Origin of the sequence: Neobacillus massiliamazoniensis, from assembly GCF_001048695.1 — a bacterium.
GTDB classification, from domain to species: Bacteria; Bacillota; Bacilli; order Bacillales; family Cytobacillaceae; genus Neobacillus; species Neobacillus massiliamazoniensis.
This window is the reverse complement of sequence record NZ_CVRB01000007.1, coordinates 53,689-73,054: the sequence shown is the minus strand read 5'-3', so window position 1 is coordinate 73,054 and position 19,366 is coordinate 53,689. Positions and strand designations below refer to the sequence as shown.

The window sequence follows — 19,366 nt, the reverse complement described above, 5'->3', positions numbered from 1 at the left end:
TATGGAAGGGAAATCATTTAACTAAATAAGTTATAATAAATAGACTGGAGGGAAGACAATGGAACAATTAATTTTACAATTAAAGCATCTGGGCTATACAGAGTATGAAGCTAAAGCATATATAGCACTTGTACAAAACAGTCATGTGAGTGCTTATCAAGTAAGTAAAGATTCAGGTATCCCTCGTGCAAGAATATATGAGACACTTGATTTATTGGTAAATAAGGGCCTTGTGTTAAAGGAAAGTACCTTAAATCAAACCATTTATTCAGCTCTCCCTGTTTCCATGTTTCTTGCTAAATCAAAAGAACAATGGCAACAAAATTTTGAATCAATGAGCGAAGAGCTCAAGAAAATAGAAAAAAACGAGCCAAAAGAAGAAAATAAAATTTTGGTTTTAAAAAGTCGAGAATCGATTATTCAATATTGTAAAAAGGTTTTATCAGAAGCAAAGAATAAAATTGTTCTTTCAATGTGGGACGATATGTACGAAGAACTACGAGAACTTTTAGAAGACAAATCTAAATCAGTATCTATTAAGGGGATTACACTACACGTAGAAAATGCTTTGCCTACACTAGATGAGCATCGAATTACAAGCTATACAGAAACCAATACCAATCCACATTGGTTTATTATTTCAGTTGATGGTCATTCAATGATTTATGGACCTTCCCCAGAAGAGCGTGAAGTAGCATTTTTTACGAACGATCCCGTGCATATCTATTTGTTAGAGGATTATGTATGGCATGACGTACTTGTGAACCGTCTTGTGAAACAAACATCTATGGATTTAAATGAGTGGATAACAAAAGAACGAACAGCATTTTTTGGGGGCGTTTCTTGAAGATTGGATGAACGAATTTAGAAAGCGAGGGGAAAAATTTGAATATTAGAGTAGCAAATGAATTAGATTACCCTGATTTAAGAATGATATACCTAGAATCACGTCGTAAAAGTTTTCATTGGGCGGATATCGAAGAAATGACTGTAGAAGATTTTGATAATGATACGGTTGATGAGTATATAATTTTAGCAGAGGAAGAATCTCAAATTCTTGGATTTGCTTCTTTATACTTGCCAGATAACTTTATTCATAATTTATTTGTCCATCCCGATTTCTCAGGCATGGGTGTTGGTGGTCAGCTGGTTAATGCCTCCTTAGAAAAAATGAATAAACCAATAAGACTGAAGTGTGTATCTGAAAATCAAAAAGCTATGAGATTCTATGAGAATAATGGTTGGAAGAAAGTTGTTGAAGAAGGTAAACCAGGAGAAAAATATTGGGTTATGGTATATGAATAAAATATATAATAAAGAGCTTGTTATACTAGATTCTTTGGTGGGGCTTTAACTTTATGTGAAAAGTAATAAAAGGGGCTAAACTTTAAAAATAAAGATTAGCCCCTTTTATTTACAAATTATTTAATTATAAAGGATAAAATCCCTAAAATTATACACAAGATTCCAGTTGAAAATTGTCCTAGTCCAGAAGCTTTCTCCCATTATTAAAAGATTAAAGATATTTTTTCTCTTTTGGTTTTTTCTTTAGGCTTTTTGGTTGTCGAAAAGAGCGAATGTAACTTCGGCCTCACATGCGATTTCTCCATCTACTGTAGCCACAGCATTTGCTTTTGCGATTAAACCACGAACTCTTGTTATTTCTACTTCAAGACGTAACTGATCTCCAGGATGAACTTGTTTTTTAAAACGACATCGGTCGATACCAGCAAACAACCCAATCTTCCCTCGGTTTTCTTCTCTCATTAACATAATAACAGCACTGACTTGTGCTAATGCTTCTACGATTAGAACGCCTGGCATTACTGGATAATCCGGAAAGTGGCCATTAAAGAATTTCTCATTAGTAGTAACATTTTTGATTCCGACAGCACGTTTTCCTTCCTCTATTTCACTAATACGATCAACTAATAAAAAGGGGAAACGATGTGGAATAGCTTCTTTAATTTGTTGAGTATTGAACATGAATCTCTCTCCTACAAGTAGAATTTTAATTCCCATTATTTTCATGATAAAAGATTGACACCAATTAGTACTTGATACTAATATCTAATTATAGTACCTGGTATAAAAAACGTAAAGGAGACAAACGAATGCGATCAAAAGCGAGAATTACAGCGATTGGGACCTATGTACCTGAAAAGAAACTTACCAATGATGATTTAGAAAAAATTGTAGATACAAACGACGAGTGGATTGTTCAAAGAACTGGAATGAAGGAAAGAAGAATTGCGGGTGATAATGAATTTGCCTCAATGTTGGCTTTTAAAGCTATTGAAGACTTAGTGGAAAATTATCATAAAGACCTTATCGACGTGGATTGTATTTTGGTATCAACGACTACACCTGACTACGCTTTTCCAAGTGTAGCCTGCCAAATACAAAAGAAATTTAATATTCGACAGACGGGTGCTATTGATTTTAACGCAACCTGTGCTGGTTTTACCTATGGATTACATTTGGCGAATGGTTTGATTACAGCTGGTCTTCATCGCAAGATTTTAGTTATAACGACGGAAACACTATCTAAAGTAACTGATTATACAGATCGGACGACATGTATTTTATTTGGAGATGGAGCCGCAGCTGTCCTAATAGAGAAAGATGAAGAATTACCGAGTTTTATAGCTACCCATATGGGGACAAATGGGGAAGGTGGTATGCATGTATATCGTACCAATCTATCTACTACCATGTTTGGAGAATCCTTAGGAACGAATGGGAAGATTGTTCAAAACGGAAGAGAAGTATATAAGTGGGCATCACGTACACTACCGATTGGTATTAAAGAGTTGTTATGTCAAGCAGAGTTAAAAATGGATGAAATAAACTGGTTTGTTCCACATAGTGCCAATTTACGAATGATTGAATCCATATGTGAAAAATCAGGTTTCCCACTAGATAAAACATTAACTAGTGTGGAATACATGGGAAATACCTCTTCTGTTTCCATTCCATTAGCCTTACAGATAGCGATAAACGAAGGAAAGTTAAAAAATGGTGACACTCTTCTACTGTATGGATTTGGAGGAGGCCTTACACATGCTGGACATATCATTAAGTGGAATTTGGCAGAGGAGTAAGAATTAAATCCAAAAAGGCTGAGCATAAATCAGATTTTTTTCTGACGTATGTCCCAGCCTCTTTTTACATTTTTGTGCCTATTCGGCCACAGTCTGTTCCATAGATCTGATGGATTCGGCTACCTTTACCATCATGGAACATTCGATTCTCTTACGGAAAATATCACAACTGAAGTCGTAGGTTCCATTGATGGAGCCAGTTGCGTGCAGCGCGTTGGCAGTGCAACCACCACTGCAGTAGAGTTTCGCCCAGCAGTCCTGACATTCCGACTTCGAGTAGCAGTTGCACTCTTTAAATTGGCATTGTGTCTCTGATTTTGTGATTCCATCCCAGATGTTTCCCAGGCTGTATTCTTCATCACCTACGAACTGATGACAAGGGAAGAGCTCGCCCCATGGTGTGACAGCGAGATATTCAGTTCCTGAACCGCAGCCGGAAATTCTCTTTTGGATGCAAGGGCCTTCTGAGAGGTCGAGCATGTAATGGTAGAAAGTAAAGCCATTGCCTTTTTCGTTTCGCTTAAGCATTTCCTTAGCGAGAATCTCATACTGGTTGTAAATCTCTGGAAGGTCCTTCTCGGTAAGCGCATATGGTTCCCGTGGGTCACAAATAACAGGTTCCATCGAGAGTTTGTCGAAACCAAGATCTGCGATGTGAAAAATGTCATTGGTGAAGTCGACATTATTGTGGGTGTAGGTCCCACGTACATAATATTCTTTGTCTCCACGTTTTTTTACGAATTCCTGGAATTTTGGAACGATATGATCGTAGCTGCCCTTTCCAGTGACTGTTTTACGAAGGTGGTCATGGACTTCTTTTCTTCCATCAAGACTTAATACGACATTGTACATTTCCTTGTTTAGAAACTCGGTGACTTCATCGTCCAGCATCATGCCATTTGTCGTGAAGGTGAAGCGAAAATTCTTTTTGTATTCTTTTTCTTTGCTTCTTGCGTATGCGACAATCTGCTTGACAACTTTCCAGGCCATGAGCGGTTCTCCACCGAAGAAGTCAACATCGAAGTTTCGGTGATGACCGGAGTTTTCCAGTAGGTAATCGATAGCTCTTTGGCCAACCTCATAGCTCATAATAGCTCTGTCTCCGTTGTATTTCCCCTGACTGGCGAAGCAGTATTCGCATGACAGGTTACAAGTATGCGCGACATTGAGGCAGAGGGCCTTTACATAAGTCTGACGATTTCTCAAATCAATTGAGAGATCCTTATATTCATCCTCCGTAAAGAGTTGACTATCATTTTTTAGCCCCTCGACAGCAGCGATAGTTTCTCGAATGTCCCCCTCGGAGATGTCGGAATCATGTGCGTATTTTTCCAGCATTATTGTCACGATTTCTTCTGCAGGTGTATTCTCATAAAGCGCAATGATTTCATAGGCGAGGTCATCGACAACATGCACCGATCCACTGTAGGTATCGAGGACGATGTTGTATCCGTTTAATTTATATTGATGAATCACTTGATCATCAAGCTCCTTTTGTCTATAAAGTGAAACTTCTATTCTGTGTGGGTTTTACAACCCGGTAATGGCGAAAAAAATTGCCGCCCTTCTAGAAAGCAGTTGGGCGGCACATTTCCTGTTTCCTATCTGTTTAGTGTGTTTTCACACTTCTGATTTGCAATTCCGCAAGATGTTTTGCAAGCTGACTGGCAAGATGTCTGGCATGCGCCACATCCACCGTGTTTTGCAGTATCCTTCAGATTACGAGTGCTCAGTGTTACGATTCTTTTCATAACGTGAAACCCCTTTTGAAAATATTATTTTGAAAAAATACGAGTTAATACTTGTGAATATCTTCACATTAATTCCAATAATAATTTTAACAACGTCTCTGGTCTCCGTCAATGATTCCCAATGCCTTGATACTAACGAAAGTATATATGTCAACATTTGTTCACATCAATAGGAGAGTCTTGGGAGTGGACACACAAAAAACACCGACAATGATCTGACCCCATAAAGTTGGACAAAAATATTATGCTACTTGCTCGGTGGTAAGAAGCCTGTACCGTACAGGACTCTTACCTCCGAGTTTTTCTTTAATTCGATCGTTATTGTAGTAACTAATCCAATCTGCTGCGGCCTGAGCGACCTCCTCAAAAGATTGATAGTTGTAAAGATGAACTGTTTCAGATTTTAAAAGGTGGAAGAAACTCTCCATTGCCGCATTATCAAGACAAGTCGCTTTACGTGACATACTTTGAAATACATGATGTTCCTTAAGCTCTTTTACCCAGCTGTGATGTTGATATTGAAACCCTTGGTCTGAATGAACAGTTGTCCGATAAGGAAGTTCTGGAAGTGCCTTCAAGGCTTCATGTAACGGTTTTAAGGCAAAATATACAGTAGGATGAAGATCAATGTTAAAGGACAGGATTTCACCAGAATAGAGGTCCATAACAGGTTCCAGATAACAGCGGTGTTCTGTGGACTTATCCCCCCAGCGTAACTCTGTGACATCTACTGTAAGCTTTTGATAAGGTCGATCTGTTTTAAACCGACGATTTAGCCGATTTGGGGCAATTTTACCAACCGTCCCTTTATAAGAGTTGTATTTCCTGCTTTTCTTCGTATATGCTTTTGACTGTAAATTTTGCTCCTGCATAATGCGCTGGACTCTTTTGTGATTTACCTTCCATCCACTATTTTTTAATTCAAGATAGACCCGTCTATAACCATAGGCTGGATTATCCTTTTTTATGGCTTTGATTTCCTCTATTAAATCTCGGTCACTTTGTTTGATTTCTTCATAATTTTGATAGTAAAAATACACACTTTTCGGAAGGTCAACGACCTTCAAAATTTCAGATAACCGATATTTCCCCCTTAATTCAGTGACTACTTTCGCTTGCTTTTGTCGGTATCCTCGGATTCCTGAATTAAGGCTTTTAGCTTTTTTAGGTATTCATTTTCAATCCTTAACAGGCGATTTTCACGTTGTAGTTTTTCAAGTTCGGAGGATTCCTCATTTTTCCCTTGTTGGTATTCATGGTTAGATTTCATTTCTATTGGTCTTCCTCTCTGTTTAAACAGAGCTTCAACACCGTTTTCTTCGAATTTCCTCTTCCACGATAAAATTGTACTTGGTGTAGTTATATCAAAATGAAGGGACGTTTCACGTAATGATGCTCTGTTTTTCCCCATCCATTCTAAAACTTCTAACTTAAACTTACCATCATAAACATCCTTAGGACTCCGTACATCGAATGCTTTATCCCCATATTTTTTATATTGATTTACCCAATTAAGTATAGTTGTATGGCTACCAATACCATATTTTTTTGCCAGGTCGTGCGTTCCTCCTCCTCCATTCAAATACTCCAATACAACCTTTTCTCTACATTCATTTGAGAACTTTACCAAACTAAAAACCCCCTAAGCTGGATTCATTAGTCCAACTTAAGGGGTTCACTTCACAAATTTGCTCGGTGTTTTTTGTAGGTTCTATTAAACATGTCTGTTGATTTCCGCTCCAGTCGCTCGCTTTCCGCGGGCGGTCCGGGGAGCCTCCTCGGCGCTTTAGCGCCTGCGGGGTCTCCCCTGCCCCGTACTCCCGCAGGAGTCGAGCGCCTTCCGCTCCAATCAACATAGTGGCAAAACAACAATGAGCTTTAACATAGCTTTTTTGTAATCACTACTATATAAGTGTTAAATCTCAACAATCACTATTAGCTGGCACTTCTTGCATCAGTTGATGTATTTTTTGTAGCAGATTTTTTATGCAGCCACTCATAAATGATTGGAATGATAATAAAGCTGTTGATTGTTGATGTTACCATTCCCCCAATTACAACAATACCGAGTGTTTGAGAAACAACCGTATCTGCGTTATGAGAAAATGCAAGTGATAATAAAGTAAGGATTGTCGCAGCTGCTGTCATTAAGATTGGTCTGATCCTTGAAAGACTACCATTCAAAACAGCCTCTTTAACAGGCATTCCTTCTTTTCGATTTCGTTCGATTTTATCAATTAATACAATTCCGTTTGTCACTACAATACCTGTAAGCATTAGTACACCGATTAGTGCTGCTAAGTTCCATTGACCGCCAAAAAGGACTAATGCAATGACGACACCACTTAAAGCGAGTGGAATGCTTAAAAGAACAGCAAGCGGTGCTCTCCACCCTTTGAAAATAGAAGAAGTAATCATTAATACTAATAAAATAGAAAATGCAACGGCAACGGACATTTCAAAAATCATTTGTTTTACTTGTTCAGAGATTCCTCCCATTGAATACGTTACACCGTTTGGCATTTTCATGTTGCTTAGAGTTTTGTCGACTTGATCGGCAACTTTACTAACATCGTTTGATGTAATCTGCGCTGTAACAAGGGAGAATGGTTGACCATCTCGTTCGCTAATAGTTGAAGAAGATGAGTCTTTTGATATTTTTGCAATTTGGTCAAGACGTACCTGTTCTCCATTATTTCCAGTGAATGTTTCAGCAGCAAGAGAAGCTATAACATCACTTGGAGATGCATTTACCGTAATAGGAGAATTTGTACCTGATGCAATTTGGTCTAAATACTCGTCCACAGGAAGCGATTTATGATCAATCGTAATGGATGCATCTTTAGATTGGGACATATATCGATTAATGACTGTGAGAACGTCAGAAACTTTCACACCTTTATCTTGGATCGCTTTTTGGTCAAATGTTATTTTGTATTTAGGTAACCCATTTGTTAAATCCACTTTGCCATCTACACTTAAGTTCGCAATATTAGATAAGTTTGTTCTCGCTTGTTGTGCTACAGTATCTAAAGTTGCTTGATCGGACCCTGTAAATAAGATTCGTATTTTTGAATCGTCACCAGAAATATTCTGGCTTGTTACAGTATAAGTAACATTATCAGATAGCTTTGGAAGTTGATCTTGTAATTGTTTTACGACAGAATCAGTGTCCTTGTCATTTTTTAATACAACAGAAAGGTTTGCCACATTTGGATATTGTATATATCCTCCGCCTTGGTCAAAAACATCATCACTTTGTGGTGTCATATTAGAACCAAAATTAGATGAATAAGCATCGACTTTTGGATTTGCTTTTAACGTTTTTTCAATTTTTTGGACTTCAGAATCGACTTCGGGTAGAGTGCTTCCTTGTGGCAATTCTGCCTTAATCGCAATTTGTCCGATTTTACTACTTGGTAATAAGTTTACTGGTAGAAAAGCTGAATAGATTCCAGCGCATAAAAAGACCAAAATTGAACCAATAACCATTGCTTTCTTATGTTTGAAGGCAGATTGCAATACTGGTTTCATGAGAGAATCTACTTTGACGGTTTGTTTCGTTAAGTTTCCACTTCCGCCCTTCCATCCCATAAAGGCCAATGCAGGGATGACCAGCATCGCAACAAAGAATGAAATGATAATTGCAATCACGACTGACCAGGCAAATCCGCTATACGTAGCACTGACGACTCCTCCAACAAAAGCGATTGGAATATAGACAGCAATCGTAGTTAAGGTTGAGCCCAAAATCGCAGGAATCATTTCTGAAACGGCTGATGTAAGAAGAGAAAGTAGAGATTTTTCTTTTGATTCTTCCCGTTTTCGATACATGTTGTCTAAAATAACGATCGAATCATCGACAATACGCCCCATCGCCACAATCAAACCTGAAACAGTTAGAATGTTTAATGTAATACCCATTGTTTTTAGGATAGCAGTTGTAGCCAGTAATGAAATTGGTAATGAAATTGCAATGAGTAAGGTTGACCTTACATTTCGGAAAAAGAAGAACACGCATATCATTGAGAATAGGCACCCAAGTAATCCTTCACGAACTAATCCGAGAAGTGAGCTATTTAATTCATTTTCTCGGTCAAGTAAAACATGAAACGAAACATCTTTTGGATTTACTGTATCCAACTGAAGATGAGCTACACGGTCTTTTACTTGATTTGCAACATCTGTAATATTAGCAGAAGGTGTTTTGATTACATTTAATTGGACACTTGGTGTTCCATTAGTCCTAGAAACCGTTTTTAAGTCATTTAAAGAATGAGAAATGGTAGCAAACGCTGAAATAGGAATGGCTTTTCCTTCCTTATTCTTAATCGTTGTGTTTTCCATTTGTTGTTGAGTTAATTGTATCCCATCAAACGATACTGGAATCGATAATTGGTTGTTTACAATATCACCTTGTGGCATGGTTGGAAGGGACATAGAAAATTGTTTATTCACGTCATCCAATGTTAACCCGTTTTTCACTAAGTCTTTCATTCGAATGTTTAATACATAACCATCTTTTGCTCCCCCAAACACCGAAACATCTGCTACACCTGGTACAGATTTTATTTGTTTGACAATTTCCTGCGTTGCGGTCGAGCGAAGTGTTGTTTCATCCAATTTTGAACTTGTTACGCTATAAGTTAAGATAGGAAAAGAGCTGTTTGTTAATCGTGTAACACTTGGAGTGCTAGTTATGTTTGAAGGAAGACTAGCTTTGGCTAGTGCTTTATTCACTTGGTCTTCTGCTTGTTTCATATCTGTATTCATTGGAAAATACAAACTCATAAACAAGCCGCCATCATAAGAGGTGGTTTCGACATTGGATAAACCATCAACTGTTTTAACGGCACTTGCTAGATTATCTGTTACTTGTTGTTTTACCTGAGCAGCTTGAAGCCCAGGAACTCTCATGCTAAGTGCAAGGGTTGTATTGTTGACTCCAGGCATATAATCTCGTTGCATCTGGAAAGCGGAAATACCTCCCCAAGCCAAGATAATGACAACACATACAATCATAAGTATGGCTCGTTGCATGGTTGCCTCTACTATTCTTTTCATCGTTTACCTCCATTAATATATAAAATAATACTGCTCCAAAAATTGGGCATCCTAAGCATAGCTAAAGCGCCTTTTCGTTTACTGTATAAAACATTAATAATTCATTAAAAACTTAGTTTGTTCATAAATAAGTGCTACATTATAAGAAGACATAAAGTGGAAGATTTGTTCACTATACGTGTTTAGGTCTTTCAAAATATACTTTGGAGGCATTTTTATGTCACATTTATTGACTATATTTGAACAACATAGTTATTTGATTTTATTTTTAGGTATTCTTCTAGAACTCATGGCTATTCCAATATCTGGAGAATTATTAATGAGTTATGCAGGATACTTTGTATATCAGGGAAAAATGAATTATGCTTTGGCCCTTCTGACAGCTTTTATTTCAGCTGGTATCGGTATTACAGCTACGTATTGGATCGGAAGAGCAGGAGGATATAAGATAATTGAAAAATATGGTAAATACATCCATTTTGGGCCTGAAAAATATAAAAAAACAGCAGCTTGGTTTGAACGATCTGGCAGTAAAATGTTGGTTTTTGCTTATTTTATTACAGGGGTAAGGCATTTTACCGGTTATATTTCGGGTATTTCTAAAATGCCGTTTCCGAAATTTGTCATGCTTGCTTATACTGGTGCTTTCTTATGGGCAGTTAGTTTTATTTCCCTTGGTAGAGCATTGGGACCTCACTGGAGGGATTTCCATAAATTCGCAAGTAAATATATGGTATTTTTTATTATTGCTATTGCTGTATTGTTAGTATGCTTTTGGGTATATCGATCTTATAAAAATCAAATTAAGGACTTTTTTAGTCGTTTAATAAAAAGGTTAATTTATCGACTAAAAACGATAAGAGCAACTGAAATATTTCTTATTTTCCTTACTTTAGTTTTAATTGGTATGGTTATCTTGATGCTGGGATTAGCTCAAGACTATTTATATAATGATTTCGCTCAGTTCAATGAAATCACTGAATACATGGTTGATTCTTCCATTTACCAGAGTTGGATGAAAGGATTCTTATTTTTTCAGTCCCCATATGCACTTGGTGTCATCATAGCGATTACGAGCATCTATATTTGGCGAAAGGGACGAAACAGGGGGATAGAGTTTCTTCTGCTTTTAGTTGCAATATTAGGGGCGAAGCCTTTTCATGATTTGATTAAGGAGATATTTTCTTACTTTGGATCATTGGGATTCAAAGGGGTATTTCATTCTGCAAATTTTCCTGATCTAAATGCTACCTATTTAATCATTATTTATGGAACATGCTTATTTTTACTTGTCCGTCATTCGCAAAAAAATTATGCGCCAGTATTAGCACTTTTACTTGCGTTATTCTTATTAATGGGTATAGCGGTTGCAAATATTGCCTCGAACAATGTCCTTTCTAGTGATATTGTGGGTGGATATGTATATGGCGGTGTCTGGATATTTTTTAACTTCTTGTTGTTTGAAATGTTACGACTTGTATTGGAAAAGGATTGAATTAAAAGAGACAAATAAATGTAAAAAATGCTTTGCGGATGGTTAGAAGGGATGAGTGTGAAGTGAAAACACATATTCTGGTGATCGAGGATGAAACTCAGATTGCTCGTGTCTTAAAAATGGAATTGGGATATGAAGGTTATCAGGTATCAGTAGAACACAATGGTAAAGCAGGATTAGAAACCGCCTTACAAACAGAAATGGATTTAATTTTACTAGATGTGATGTTGCCTGGATTAAGTGGAATCGAAGTATTGAGGAGATATAGAAAGGAAAACAGGAATACTCCAATTATTCTTTTAACAGCACGAAATACAACATTTGATAAGGTAGCTGGATTGGATCACGGGGCTGATGACTATGTCACTAAGCCTTTTGAAATCGAAGAATTATTAGCCCGAATCCGTGCCTGTCTTCGTAATCATCCTAAATCAAAGGAAGAAGAATCTGTATTGCAAGTTGAGGATCTAATAATAGAGACAGACTCAAGAGAAGTTTCAAGGAATGGGAAATTTATTTCATTAACACCGAAGGAGTACGACTTTTTAGTCTATTTAGTAATGAATAAAAATAAAGTAGTTACACGGGAAAACATTATACTAAATGTTTGGGGATATGAATATGAAGGTGAAACCAACGTAATCGATGTCACGGTAACTCATCTAAGAAAAAAAATTGATGAAGGATTTTCTTCCCAATTAATTACCACTGTAAGGGGTATCGGGTATACCATAAAGGATAAATAGATGAGAATCACAACAAAAATTAATCTTTTAACGACTGCTTGGATGTTGTGTATCATGATACTCATAAATATCGTAGTCTTCTTTTCATTTATGAAAACCACGGTAAATATGGAAGAAGATATGCAGTATCAAAAGGCAGCGGACATATTAAAAGACATCGATAAAATTCAATCTTCTAGTAACATTGATGGAAAACTAAAAGAATATTTAACCATTCATTCCTATATCAGAATTATGCAACCGAATAATAAGGTAGTTTATGAAGTATCGAATGATCCATTACTCACCAAAAAAATTAAAGGAAAATACACTGAGACAAAGCAGGCTCAAACACGCATAATCAGGGCTGAACACGGAGAAGAGCAAGTATTAATCGTCCATGTCCCGATTCATGATGGACAGCAACTTAGTGGGAGTTTGGAAATTGGGGAACGGTTAATAGGTTTAGAAACAAGAAAAGAGATTCTTCGTACGATTTTGATATTTAGCACCATTTTAGCTGCTTTATTGTCCTTACTTGGGGGGCGATGGTTAGCTAATATGATCATGAGACCGATTTCCAATATGATTAAAACCATGGAGGAAATTGAAAAGAGTGGTGTTCCTAAAACAATTACCATTCAAAATAAGACGAAGGATGAACTCCAAACAATGGCAAAAACTTTCAATCGTATGATTGATAGGCTTCAAGAAAATATGGAAAAACAAAAACAGTTTGTTTCTGATGCATCTCATGAATTAAAAACGCCTTTAACAGTCATTAAGAGCTATGCAAATTTTTTAAGAAGGCATGGGATAGAAAATAAAGAAATGGCAGAAGAAGCGATCAATGCCATTCATTCAGAAGCAACTAGAATTCAAAAAATGACCGAGACTTTTCTAGACTTAACCAACTTAGAGAAAGAAAATGTATTAGAAATTAATGAGGTAAATTTGGTATCTTTATGCCAAAATATTTTAAAACAATTTAAGCATGTATATAGGCGAGAAATTACATTTCATTCAGAAGAGGATCCAATCATCATCCGTGCAGATGAATTAAAGATCAAACAGGTCATCATCATTTTGCTAGATAATGCAATGAAATATAGCAAGGATAAAATTGATGTCTTTGTGGAACAAAATGAAAATCATGCGATTGTTCGAGTGAAAGATTATGGCATTGGAATCCCTCAGGACGAGATAAATAATATTTTTGAACGGTTTTACCGAGTGGACAAGGCAAGGAGCAGAGAAACGGGAGGCTCTGGTTTAGGATTGTATATTGCTAAAAGTATTATGAAATTGCACAAGGGTGAAATTAAAATTACAAGTAAAGAAGGGGAAGGAACACATGTATTGTTGTTTTTTCCAATATAAAAAAACTAAGGTGAATATTTAGAGGGGATAAAATGAATTCTTCGGCTGGACCTAATAAAAAGAGACTGTTTGTAATGAATCCTGTGATTCTAGTACTTGGCCTTATCAGTTTGTTTACAGACTTATCTAGTAATATGATTGTTCCTATCCTGCCTCTGTATCTTACCTCCGTTTTACACGTACAGGTAGGATCAATCGGTATTATTGAAGGAATAGCCGAGAGTACTGCGAGTGTTTTAAAATTGTTTTCCGGCATGATTACAGATCGCCTAGGTAAACATAAGCTGCTCATGTTAATAGGCTATGGTCTATCCAATTTGACAAAACCGCTTTTCGCGTTAAGCGCCTCCTGGACTCAGGTTCTTATCATTCGTTTTTCTGATCGATTTGGTAAAGGAATAAGAACTTCGCCGCGTGATGCACTCGTTGCAGACTCTACAACGAAAGAAGAACGGGGGAAATCTTTTGGCTTTCGCCGTTCGATGGATGCTCTAGGTGCAGCATTAGGACCGTTGGTTGCTTTTGGGATTCTAGCTACATATAAAGGTAATTACCGTCTTGTATTCTGGTTATCCGTTATTCCTGGAATCCTGGCGATTATTCTTATCCTCTTTTTCTTAAAAGAAAAGGATCGAAGTGAAAATGTAAAACAAGCAAGCCTTCCGAAAATTGGTTTTAAAAATCTAGATCGTCGCTTTATTTGGTTCTCTTTAATTTTCACATTTTTTACTGTTGGTAATTTTTCTGATGCTTTTCTAGCTTTACGTGCACAAGATGCAGGGATGCTTCCAGCTTTCATTCCACTAGCCTTTTTTGCAATGAATTTAAGCAGCAGTATCTTTTCGACGCCTGTTGGAATGTTATCTGATCGTTTTGGTCGTCGTTCGGTCCTCATTGCCGGATTGCTGACTTTTGCAACCATATACTTTGGATTTGGTATAGTAAAAAGCGTTTCTTTGGTTTGGGTATTGTTTGTTTTATATGGATTTTACTACGCTTTTACCGAAGGGATCCAAAAAGCCTATATTGCTGATATTGTACCAGAAGGGCAAAGAGGCACAGCAATGGGTACCTTCAATGCCATGACCGGTTTGGCAGCATTACCGGCGAGTATCATGGCGGGTTATCTGTGGCAGACATTTGGACCTATGGTAGCTTTTAGTACGAGTAGTGCAATTGCTTTAATCGCTGCACTACTGATGATTGTTTTGCGAATTTAAGAGACTTATTTTAATGAAATAAATTAAAGGTGGAAAAATGGTACTGGAAAGGCGTGAGTGATAAAATAGAACAGAATTAATTAACGAGAAGAGTGAAAGTAGTGAAAATAGGATTTTTTGACTCGGGTATTGGTGGAATAACAGTACTTCATCAAGCATTGAGATTCCTGCCGAATGAAGATTACATCTTCTATGCTGATACTTTACATGTTCCATATGGTGAAAAACCAAAAGAAGAGGTAAGACAATATATTTTTAATGCTGTTGATTTTATAGCTAATCAAGGCGTAAAAGCATTAGTCATTGCTTGTAATACTGCAACCAGTATCGCTGTAGAAGACCTTCGCAAAAAGTATGATTTCCCGATTTTAGGTATTGAGCCAGCCGTAAAACCAGCTGTTCAAAATTGTGAAGGAAAACGAAAAAAAGTTTTAGTATTAGCGACGAATTTGACCCTCAAAGAGGAGAAATTTCATAACCTGGTGAAAAGTATAGACCATCACGATATTGTTGAAAGCTTACCACTTCCTGGTCTTGTGCAATTTGCTGAGAATTTCGAATTCAGTGAAGAGAGAGTTGTACCCTATTTAAGAGATCAATTATCTTCTTTTGATTTAAAGCAGTACGGGACCGTAGTTTTAGGATGCACTCATTTCCCATATTTTAAAAATAGTTTAAAGAAGCTTTTTGCTGAAGATGTAGACATTATTTCTGGAAGTATTGGCACTGCCAAAAACTTAAAGAGAATTCTCGAAACAAGGAATCAGATTAATGACGGAACTGGAGAAATTACATTTTTTAAATCTGGCTACAAAGTAGAGGATAAAGATACACTTACTAATTATAAAAACTTATTGGCAATGTTAGATGATCTAGTGTAAAAACAGAGGCTTTCTTCTTAAACTCCAATAATAAAAAAACCGTAAAGAGAATTGATCTCCTTACGGTTTTTATTTTATAAACTGAAAGAGGTAGGTCAGTTTGATCAATTATGTTTGACTTTTTTAAACATCGAAATGACAGCTACAAACAATATTGAAATGATTCCAATTAAAACGAATAGGTAACTTAATGGAATTAAGAAGAAAGGTTCTTCTAAAGTACCGTCTGGTGCTACTTTTGAACCAATCATGCTATAGATAATTAGACAAACAACTCCTAACAATATTGGTGTAGATGCTAATAAGTATTTATTCTTCATCATGAATTCTCCTCTATTGAGATAATCAAGATTCATTTTTTTTATACTCCAGAATGTCACCTGGTTGACACTCTAGAACTTCACATATCTTTTCTAAAGTTGAAAATTTAACCGCTTTTGCTTTTCCATTTTTTAATATTGATACGTTTGCCATTGTAATTCCTAGTTTTTCGGATAATTCTGTAACGCTCATTTTTCTTTTAGCCAGCATTACATCAAGGTTTACTATAATAGTCATCATTCAACACCTCAAATCGTTAAATCGTTATCATGCTTTATTTCACTAGCTTTTCTAACTAAATGAGAAAGCATGGAAGTAAATACGGAAATAACGACTGAGAAAAATAGAATCAGTAAAAGAAAAATTAAAACGTTAGTATGGTAACTCCCAACTACGAAAATATATAGTAGTGCGCCAACGTATAAAACACCTTCAATCATTGATAAAACGCTTATTATTTTCAATTTATTTGCATTTTTTACTGTAAAAGCTTGATCGGAGCCAATGTCAGAACAGATCTGCCACCCTAAAACTAAAGCAATAAAAAATGGAATCCCTGTAATCCAAATGAATGTAATAAAGGGATTATAAAGCATTTTCAAATCTTCAGAGTTCAGTAAAATGCTCTTTCCAATTTCAGGACTAAAATAAATACATAACAGCAGACCGAAAAATCCGCAAATAACAATTATCAATTTTAACCACACTGATAATTCTTTCTGTCTCATAAAAAGAAGAAGCCTCCTTCACTAGCTAACAATATAATAACCCGAAATGTCTTTCGAATCAATAAATATTTATCGTTTTACGATAAATATTTATTGACTTATTTCTTTCTTAAAATATAAAATTAAAGGAGAAAATCATCCGGCCTTAAAAGGAGGAACAATGAAATATATACGAGATCTCTTATATTTTGGATATCATCAATCCTTATCTTGTGTTTTCCCTGTAGTAATCTTTGCAACACTTGCACTTTCAAAGATTGTTATTATTCCTGGGCTATATCGCTACGATTTTATTTTACTTGTTTGTATCTTCATGCAGTATATGATGTATAAAACCGGCCTAGAAACAAAGGATGAGGTCAAAGTGATTTGTGTGTTCCACCTGATCGGACTTTTACTAGAAATATTTAAAGTACACTTCGGTTCCTGGGCATATCCGGAAGAAGCATGGACAAAGATTTTTGGAGTTCCTCTGTACAGTGGCTTTATGTATGCAAGTGTTGCCAGCTATATTTGTCAGGCGTGGCGTAGATTTGATTTAAGAATGAACAATTGGCCAAAAGCAAAATGGACAATACCACTTGGAATCATGATTTATTTAAATTTTTTTACCCATCATTTTATTTATGATTTCCGCTGGTTTTTAACGATCCTTTTATTTTTGGTTTTTGTTAAAACATTTGTACAATTTTCAGTACGTGAAACGACCTATAAAATGCCACTCGCTCTCTCTTTTTTCCTCATTGGTTTCTTTATATGGGTAGCTGAAAATATCGCTACTTTCTTTGGAGCTTGGCAGTATCCAAACCAACGGGATTCTTGGACCCTTGTTCATATTAGTAAAATTAGCTCTTGGTTCCTGCTCGTTGTCATAAGCATCTTGATTATTGCAAATCTCAAGTTGTTAAAAGGAAACATGAATAATCATCAGAGTATTGAGAAACCTGGCGATTTATTGACCACTGATTAGATCGGTGGTTTTTACTGTCTAAAGGGAATGTTTTGTTTCTCCTTCCTAGGCATTACTCATCAGTTAGTAGGTTGAGCATATCGGATCCCAACTCCACGAGGTTTTAGCAGTGATAAATTAGAAGTTTATTGTAGATTATCGCTATAATGGTTTTAAACTATCACCATTTGAAAAGAGGAAGTCTATATGTCGAGAAGTTTTGTTCATCATGTGTGTATACAAACGAATTCTTATCTGGAAACGTTGAAATTTTATACGGAAGGATTGGGTTTTTCATTGGTTCAAGAATCACCTAATTTTCACGGACGTGATTATAATACTTGGCTACAATTAGGTGATTTTTACATTGAGTTGCAAACGGGGAAATCTGGTGAAGTACTTAGCGATGCAAATACCAATAATCAAGGTTTAGTACATTTTTGCATATGGGTAGAGGATTTAAATGAAGAGGTTAATCGTTTGCGGAGCTTAGGTATAGAATTCTTAATGAAGAATGGTGAATACATTTATCAGGTTGAGAATGGTTCCTTATGCAAAGTGAAGGCACCTGAAGGAACTATTGTAGAACTTCGTGATAACAGGGGTGTTTAAATTGGATGAAAAGGAACGTTATAACTTATCTAGTTGATCAACGACAAGTTCGGGATATAGAAGGCTTCTAGTTTCCTGGTAAAATGAAATTTGCAAGACTTCGGGAAAGTAGAAGGCCTCTAGTTTCCTGGAAAAATGAAATTTGCAAGACCTCGGGAAAGTAGAAGGCCTCTAGTTTCCCAAAAAAATGAAATTTGCTAGACTTCGGGAAAGTAGAAGGTCTCTAGTTTCCTGAAAAAATGAAATTTGCTAGACTCCGGGAATGTAGAAGACCTCTAGTTTCCTGAAAAAATGAAATTTGCTAGACTCCGGGAAAGTAGGAGACCTCTAGTTTCCTGAAAAAATGAAATTTACCTGACTTCAGGAAAGTAGAAGGCTCCCTCATCTGTTGGGGGCTATTTTACTAGTACAACCAATCAGGCTATTAGAGTTGGGATATTAGAAAGCGCTCAATTATTGATGAGAGTAAAGCGATAGGGAAAATTTTTGAAGGATTAATGGAACCAAAGAAGAAAAAGTAACGTATAACTTTTATGAAGGGGTCCTTAGGTTGATCAAAAACGAAGAAGATATTATATCAATCATACAAGAAGATAAATGGATGATGGAAATATTAAAAACTACCAAAACATTGAATTTGCCGGATTGGTGGGTTTGTGCAGGTTTTGTACGGTCTAAGATATGGGATGTGTTACATAATTTTAGCGAAAGAACGGCTTTACCTGATATTGATGTTGTGTACTATGATCCTACAAATCTGAATGAAGCAGAGGAAAAAGAGTGGGAGAAAAAACTAAATAGGCTTCATCCCAATATCCCATGGTCAGTAAAAAACCAGGCAAGAATGCACCTTATCAATCATTTTCCACCTTACACTTCTTCAATTGATGCTATTCCGAAATTCACTGAAACGGCAACAGCTTTAGGAGTGAAATTAGATGGAAGCGACAAGGTTATATTGACAGCTCCTTGTGGAATTCACGATGTGATCAATTTGGAAGTTAGGCCAACGCCTTATTTAATGGAAACCGAAGAACGAATGCTAATTTATGAAAAACGGATTAGTAAAAAGAATTGGAACTCTATTTGGAATAAGGTAAAAATATATCCTATTAAATAAACTAATAATCGACATG

General features: G+C 36.3%; 18 protein-coding genes and 1 pseudogene. 11 read left to right on the top strand and 8 right to left on the bottom strand.

All coding sequences use genetic code 11. The features are described 5' to 3' along the window. Positions 1-58 precede the first annotated feature (58 nt). Together BN1082_RS25595 and BN1082_RS25590 are read left to right on the top strand one after the other, a co-directional pair. Positions 59-847 carry a TrmB family transcriptional regulator gene (locus tag BN1082_RS25595; RefSeq protein WP_090639999.1) on the top strand — a complete coding sequence of 263 codons (789 nt, stop codon included), beginning with the start codon at positions 59-61 and terminating at the stop codon, positions 845-847. Between the two features lie 38 nt (positions 848-885). Further along, positions 886-1,305, top strand: coding sequence for a GNAT family N-acetyltransferase (locus BN1082_RS25590; protein WP_090639997.1), 420 nt, complete (start codon positions 886-888; stop codon positions 1,303-1,305). 243 nt (positions 1,306-1,548) lie between these two features. On the opposite strand, the gene fabZ is transcribed toward BN1082_RS25590, so the two are convergent. After that, positions 1,549-1,986, bottom strand: coding sequence for a 3-hydroxyacyl-ACP dehydratase FabZ (gene fabZ, locus BN1082_RS25585; protein ID WP_090639995.1), 438 nt, complete (start codon positions 1,984-1,986; stop codon positions 1,549-1,551). 128 nt (positions 1,987-2,114) lie between these two features. On the opposite strand from fabZ, the gene BN1082_RS25580 reads away from it, so the two are divergent. Continuing rightward, entirely contained in the window at positions 2,115-3,104 is a 990-nt protein-coding gene (locus BN1082_RS25580; RefSeq protein WP_090639992.1) for a ketoacyl-ACP synthase III, read from the top strand. 78 nt (positions 3,105-3,182) lie between these two features. Here BN1082_RS25580 and scfB read toward each other — a convergent pair whose 3' ends face one another. The 4 genes and pseudogenes from scfB to BN1082_RS25560 form a co-directional block, all read right to left on the bottom strand. Next, the gene (gene scfB, locus BN1082_RS25575; RefSeq protein ID WP_090639989.1) at positions 3,183-4,580 is read right to left on the bottom strand and encodes a thioether cross-link-forming SCIFF peptide maturase; all 1,398 of its coding nucleotides are present in this window, start codon (positions 4,578-4,580) and stop codon (positions 3,183-3,185) included. Positions 4,581-4,705: 125 nt separating this feature from the next. Next, positions 4,706-4,855, bottom strand: coding sequence for a six-cysteine ranthipeptide SCIFF (gene scfA / locus BN1082_RS25570; protein WP_090639986.1), 150 nt, complete (start codon positions 4,853-4,855; stop codon positions 4,706-4,708). 242 nt (positions 4,856-5,097) lie between these two features. Further along, positions 5,098-6,485 (bottom strand): annotated as a pseudogene (locus tag BN1082_RS25565) (IS3 family transposase). 305 nt (positions 6,486-6,790) lie between these two features. Beyond that, positions 6,791-9,919 carry an efflux RND transporter permease subunit gene (locus BN1082_RS25560; protein ID WP_090639984.1) on the bottom strand — a complete coding sequence of 1,043 codons (3,129 nt, stop codon included), beginning with the start codon at positions 9,917-9,919 and terminating at the stop codon, positions 6,791-6,793. Positions 9,920-10,136: 217 nt separating this feature from the next. Between BN1082_RS25560 and BN1082_RS25555 the strand changes: the two genes are divergently transcribed. The 5 genes from BN1082_RS25555 to murI all read left to right on the top strand — a co-directional run bounded on the left by BN1082_RS25555 (position 10,137) and on the right by murI (position 15,620). Then, positions 10,137-11,414: a VTT domain-containing protein gene (locus BN1082_RS25555; protein WP_090639981.1), complete on the top strand. Its 1,278-nt coding sequence runs from the start codon at positions 10,137-10,139 to the stop codon at positions 11,412-11,414. Between the two features lie 62 nt (positions 11,415-11,476). Further along, positions 11,477-12,160: a response regulator transcription factor gene (locus BN1082_RS25550; protein ID WP_090639979.1), complete on the top strand. Its 684-nt coding sequence runs from the start codon at positions 11,477-11,479 to the stop codon at positions 12,158-12,160. Further along, positions 12,161-13,519 carry a sensor histidine kinase gene (locus BN1082_RS25545; RefSeq protein ID WP_090639977.1) on the top strand — a complete coding sequence of 453 codons (1,359 nt, stop codon included), beginning with the start codon at positions 12,161-12,163 and terminating at the stop codon, positions 13,517-13,519. It begins immediately after the preceding gene. 32 nt (positions 13,520-13,551) lie between these two features. Beyond that, on the top strand, positions 13,552-14,739 hold the full coding sequence (locus BN1082_RS25540; RefSeq protein ID WP_245640562.1) for an MFS transporter: 1,188 nt from the start codon (positions 13,552-13,554) through the stop codon (positions 14,737-14,739). A 101-nt stretch (positions 14,740-14,840) separates the two neighbouring features. Further along, positions 14,841-15,620, top strand: a complete 780-nt coding sequence (gene murI, locus BN1082_RS25535; RefSeq protein ID WP_090639975.1) for a glutamate racemase — start codon at positions 14,841-14,843, stop codon at positions 15,618-15,620. Positions 15,621-15,724: 104 nt separating this feature from the next. On the opposite strand, the gene BN1082_RS25530 is transcribed toward murI, so the two are convergent. Genes BN1082_RS25530 through BN1082_RS25520 form a run of 3 tightly spaced genes read right to left on the bottom strand, consistent with a single transcriptional unit; the run spans position 15,725 to position 16,669 of the window. Next, positions 15,725-15,940 carry a DUF3955 domain-containing protein gene (locus tag BN1082_RS25530; protein WP_090640152.1) on the bottom strand — a complete coding sequence of 72 codons (216 nt, stop codon included), beginning with the start codon at positions 15,938-15,940 and terminating at the stop codon, positions 15,725-15,727. Between the two features lie 25 nt (positions 15,941-15,965). Beyond that, entirely contained in the window at positions 15,966-16,178 is a 213-nt protein-coding gene (locus tag BN1082_RS25525; protein WP_090639972.1) for a helix-turn-helix domain-containing protein, read from the bottom strand. 11 nt (positions 16,179-16,189) lie between these two features. Continuing rightward, a complete protein-coding gene (locus tag BN1082_RS25520; protein ID WP_090639970.1) occupies positions 16,190-16,669 on the bottom strand; it encodes a DUF2975 domain-containing protein in 480 nt (159 codons plus the stop codon). 160 nt (positions 16,670-16,829) lie between these two features. On the opposite strand from BN1082_RS25520, the gene BN1082_RS25515 reads away from it, so the two are divergent. The 3 genes from BN1082_RS25515 (at position 16,830) to BN1082_RS25505 (ending at position 19,350) form a co-directional block, all read left to right on the top strand. Further along, positions 16,830-17,639 carry a DUF817 domain-containing protein gene (locus BN1082_RS25515; RefSeq protein ID WP_090639967.1) on the top strand — a complete coding sequence of 270 codons (810 nt, stop codon included), beginning with the start codon at positions 16,830-16,832 and terminating at the stop codon, positions 17,637-17,639. 186 nt (positions 17,640-17,825) lie between these two features. Beyond that, positions 17,826-18,230, top strand: a complete 405-nt coding sequence (locus tag BN1082_RS25510) for a VOC family protein (RefSeq protein ID WP_090639964.1) — start codon at positions 17,826-17,828, stop codon at positions 18,228-18,230. A 553-nt stretch (positions 18,231-18,783) separates the two neighbouring features. Next, entirely contained in the window at positions 18,784-19,350 is a 567-nt protein-coding gene (locus BN1082_RS25505; RefSeq protein WP_245640567.1) for a nucleotidyltransferase family protein, read from the top strand. Positions 19,351-19,366 lie beyond the last annotated feature (16 nt).

Excerpts from the sequence above, each read along its gene's own strand:
- BN1082_RS25595 (WP_090639999.1), top strand. The coding sequence starts at position 59 with ATGGAACAATTAATTTTACAATTAAAGCATCTGGGCTATACAGAGTAT.
- fabZ (WP_090639995.1), bottom strand. The coding sequence starts at position 1,986 with ATGTTCAATACTCAACAAATTAAAGAAGCTATTCCACATCGTTTCCCC.
- BN1082_RS25580 (WP_090639992.1), top strand. The coding sequence starts at position 2,115 with ATGCGATCAAAAGCGAGAATTACAGCGATTGGGACCTATGTACCTGAA.
- scfA (WP_090639986.1), bottom strand. The coding sequence starts at position 4,855 with ATGAAAAGAATCGTAACACTGAGCACTCGTAATCTGAAGGATACTGCA.
- BN1082_RS25560 (WP_090639984.1), bottom strand. The coding sequence starts at position 9,919 with ATGAAAAGAATAGTAGAGGCAACCATGCAACGAGCCATACTTATGATT.
- BN1082_RS25555 (WP_090639981.1), top strand. The coding sequence starts at position 10,137 with ATGTCACATTTATTGACTATATTTGAACAACATAGTTATTTGATTTTA.
- BN1082_RS25545 (WP_090639977.1), top strand. The coding sequence starts at position 12,161 with ATGAGAATCACAACAAAAATTAATCTTTTAACGACTGCTTGGATGTTG.
- BN1082_RS25540 (WP_245640562.1), top strand. The coding sequence starts at position 13,552 with ATGAATTCTTCGGCTGGACCTAATAAAAAGAGACTGTTTGTAATGAAT.
- BN1082_RS25530 (WP_090640152.1), bottom strand. The coding sequence starts at position 15,940 with ATGAAGAATAAATACTTATTAGCATCTACACCAATATTGTTAGGAGTT.
- BN1082_RS25525 (WP_090639972.1), bottom strand. The coding sequence starts at position 16,178 with ATGACTATTATAGTAAACCTTGATGTAATGCTGGCTAAAAGAAAAATG.
- BN1082_RS25520 (WP_090639970.1), bottom strand. The coding sequence starts at position 16,669 with ATGAGACAGAAAGAATTATCAGTGTGGTTAAAATTGATAATTGTTATT.
- BN1082_RS25515 (WP_090639967.1), top strand. The coding sequence starts at position 16,830 with ATGAAATATATACGAGATCTCTTATATTTTGGATATCATCAATCCTTA.
- BN1082_RS25510 (WP_090639964.1), top strand. The coding sequence starts at position 17,826 with ATGTCGAGAAGTTTTGTTCATCATGTGTGTATACAAACGAATTCTTAT.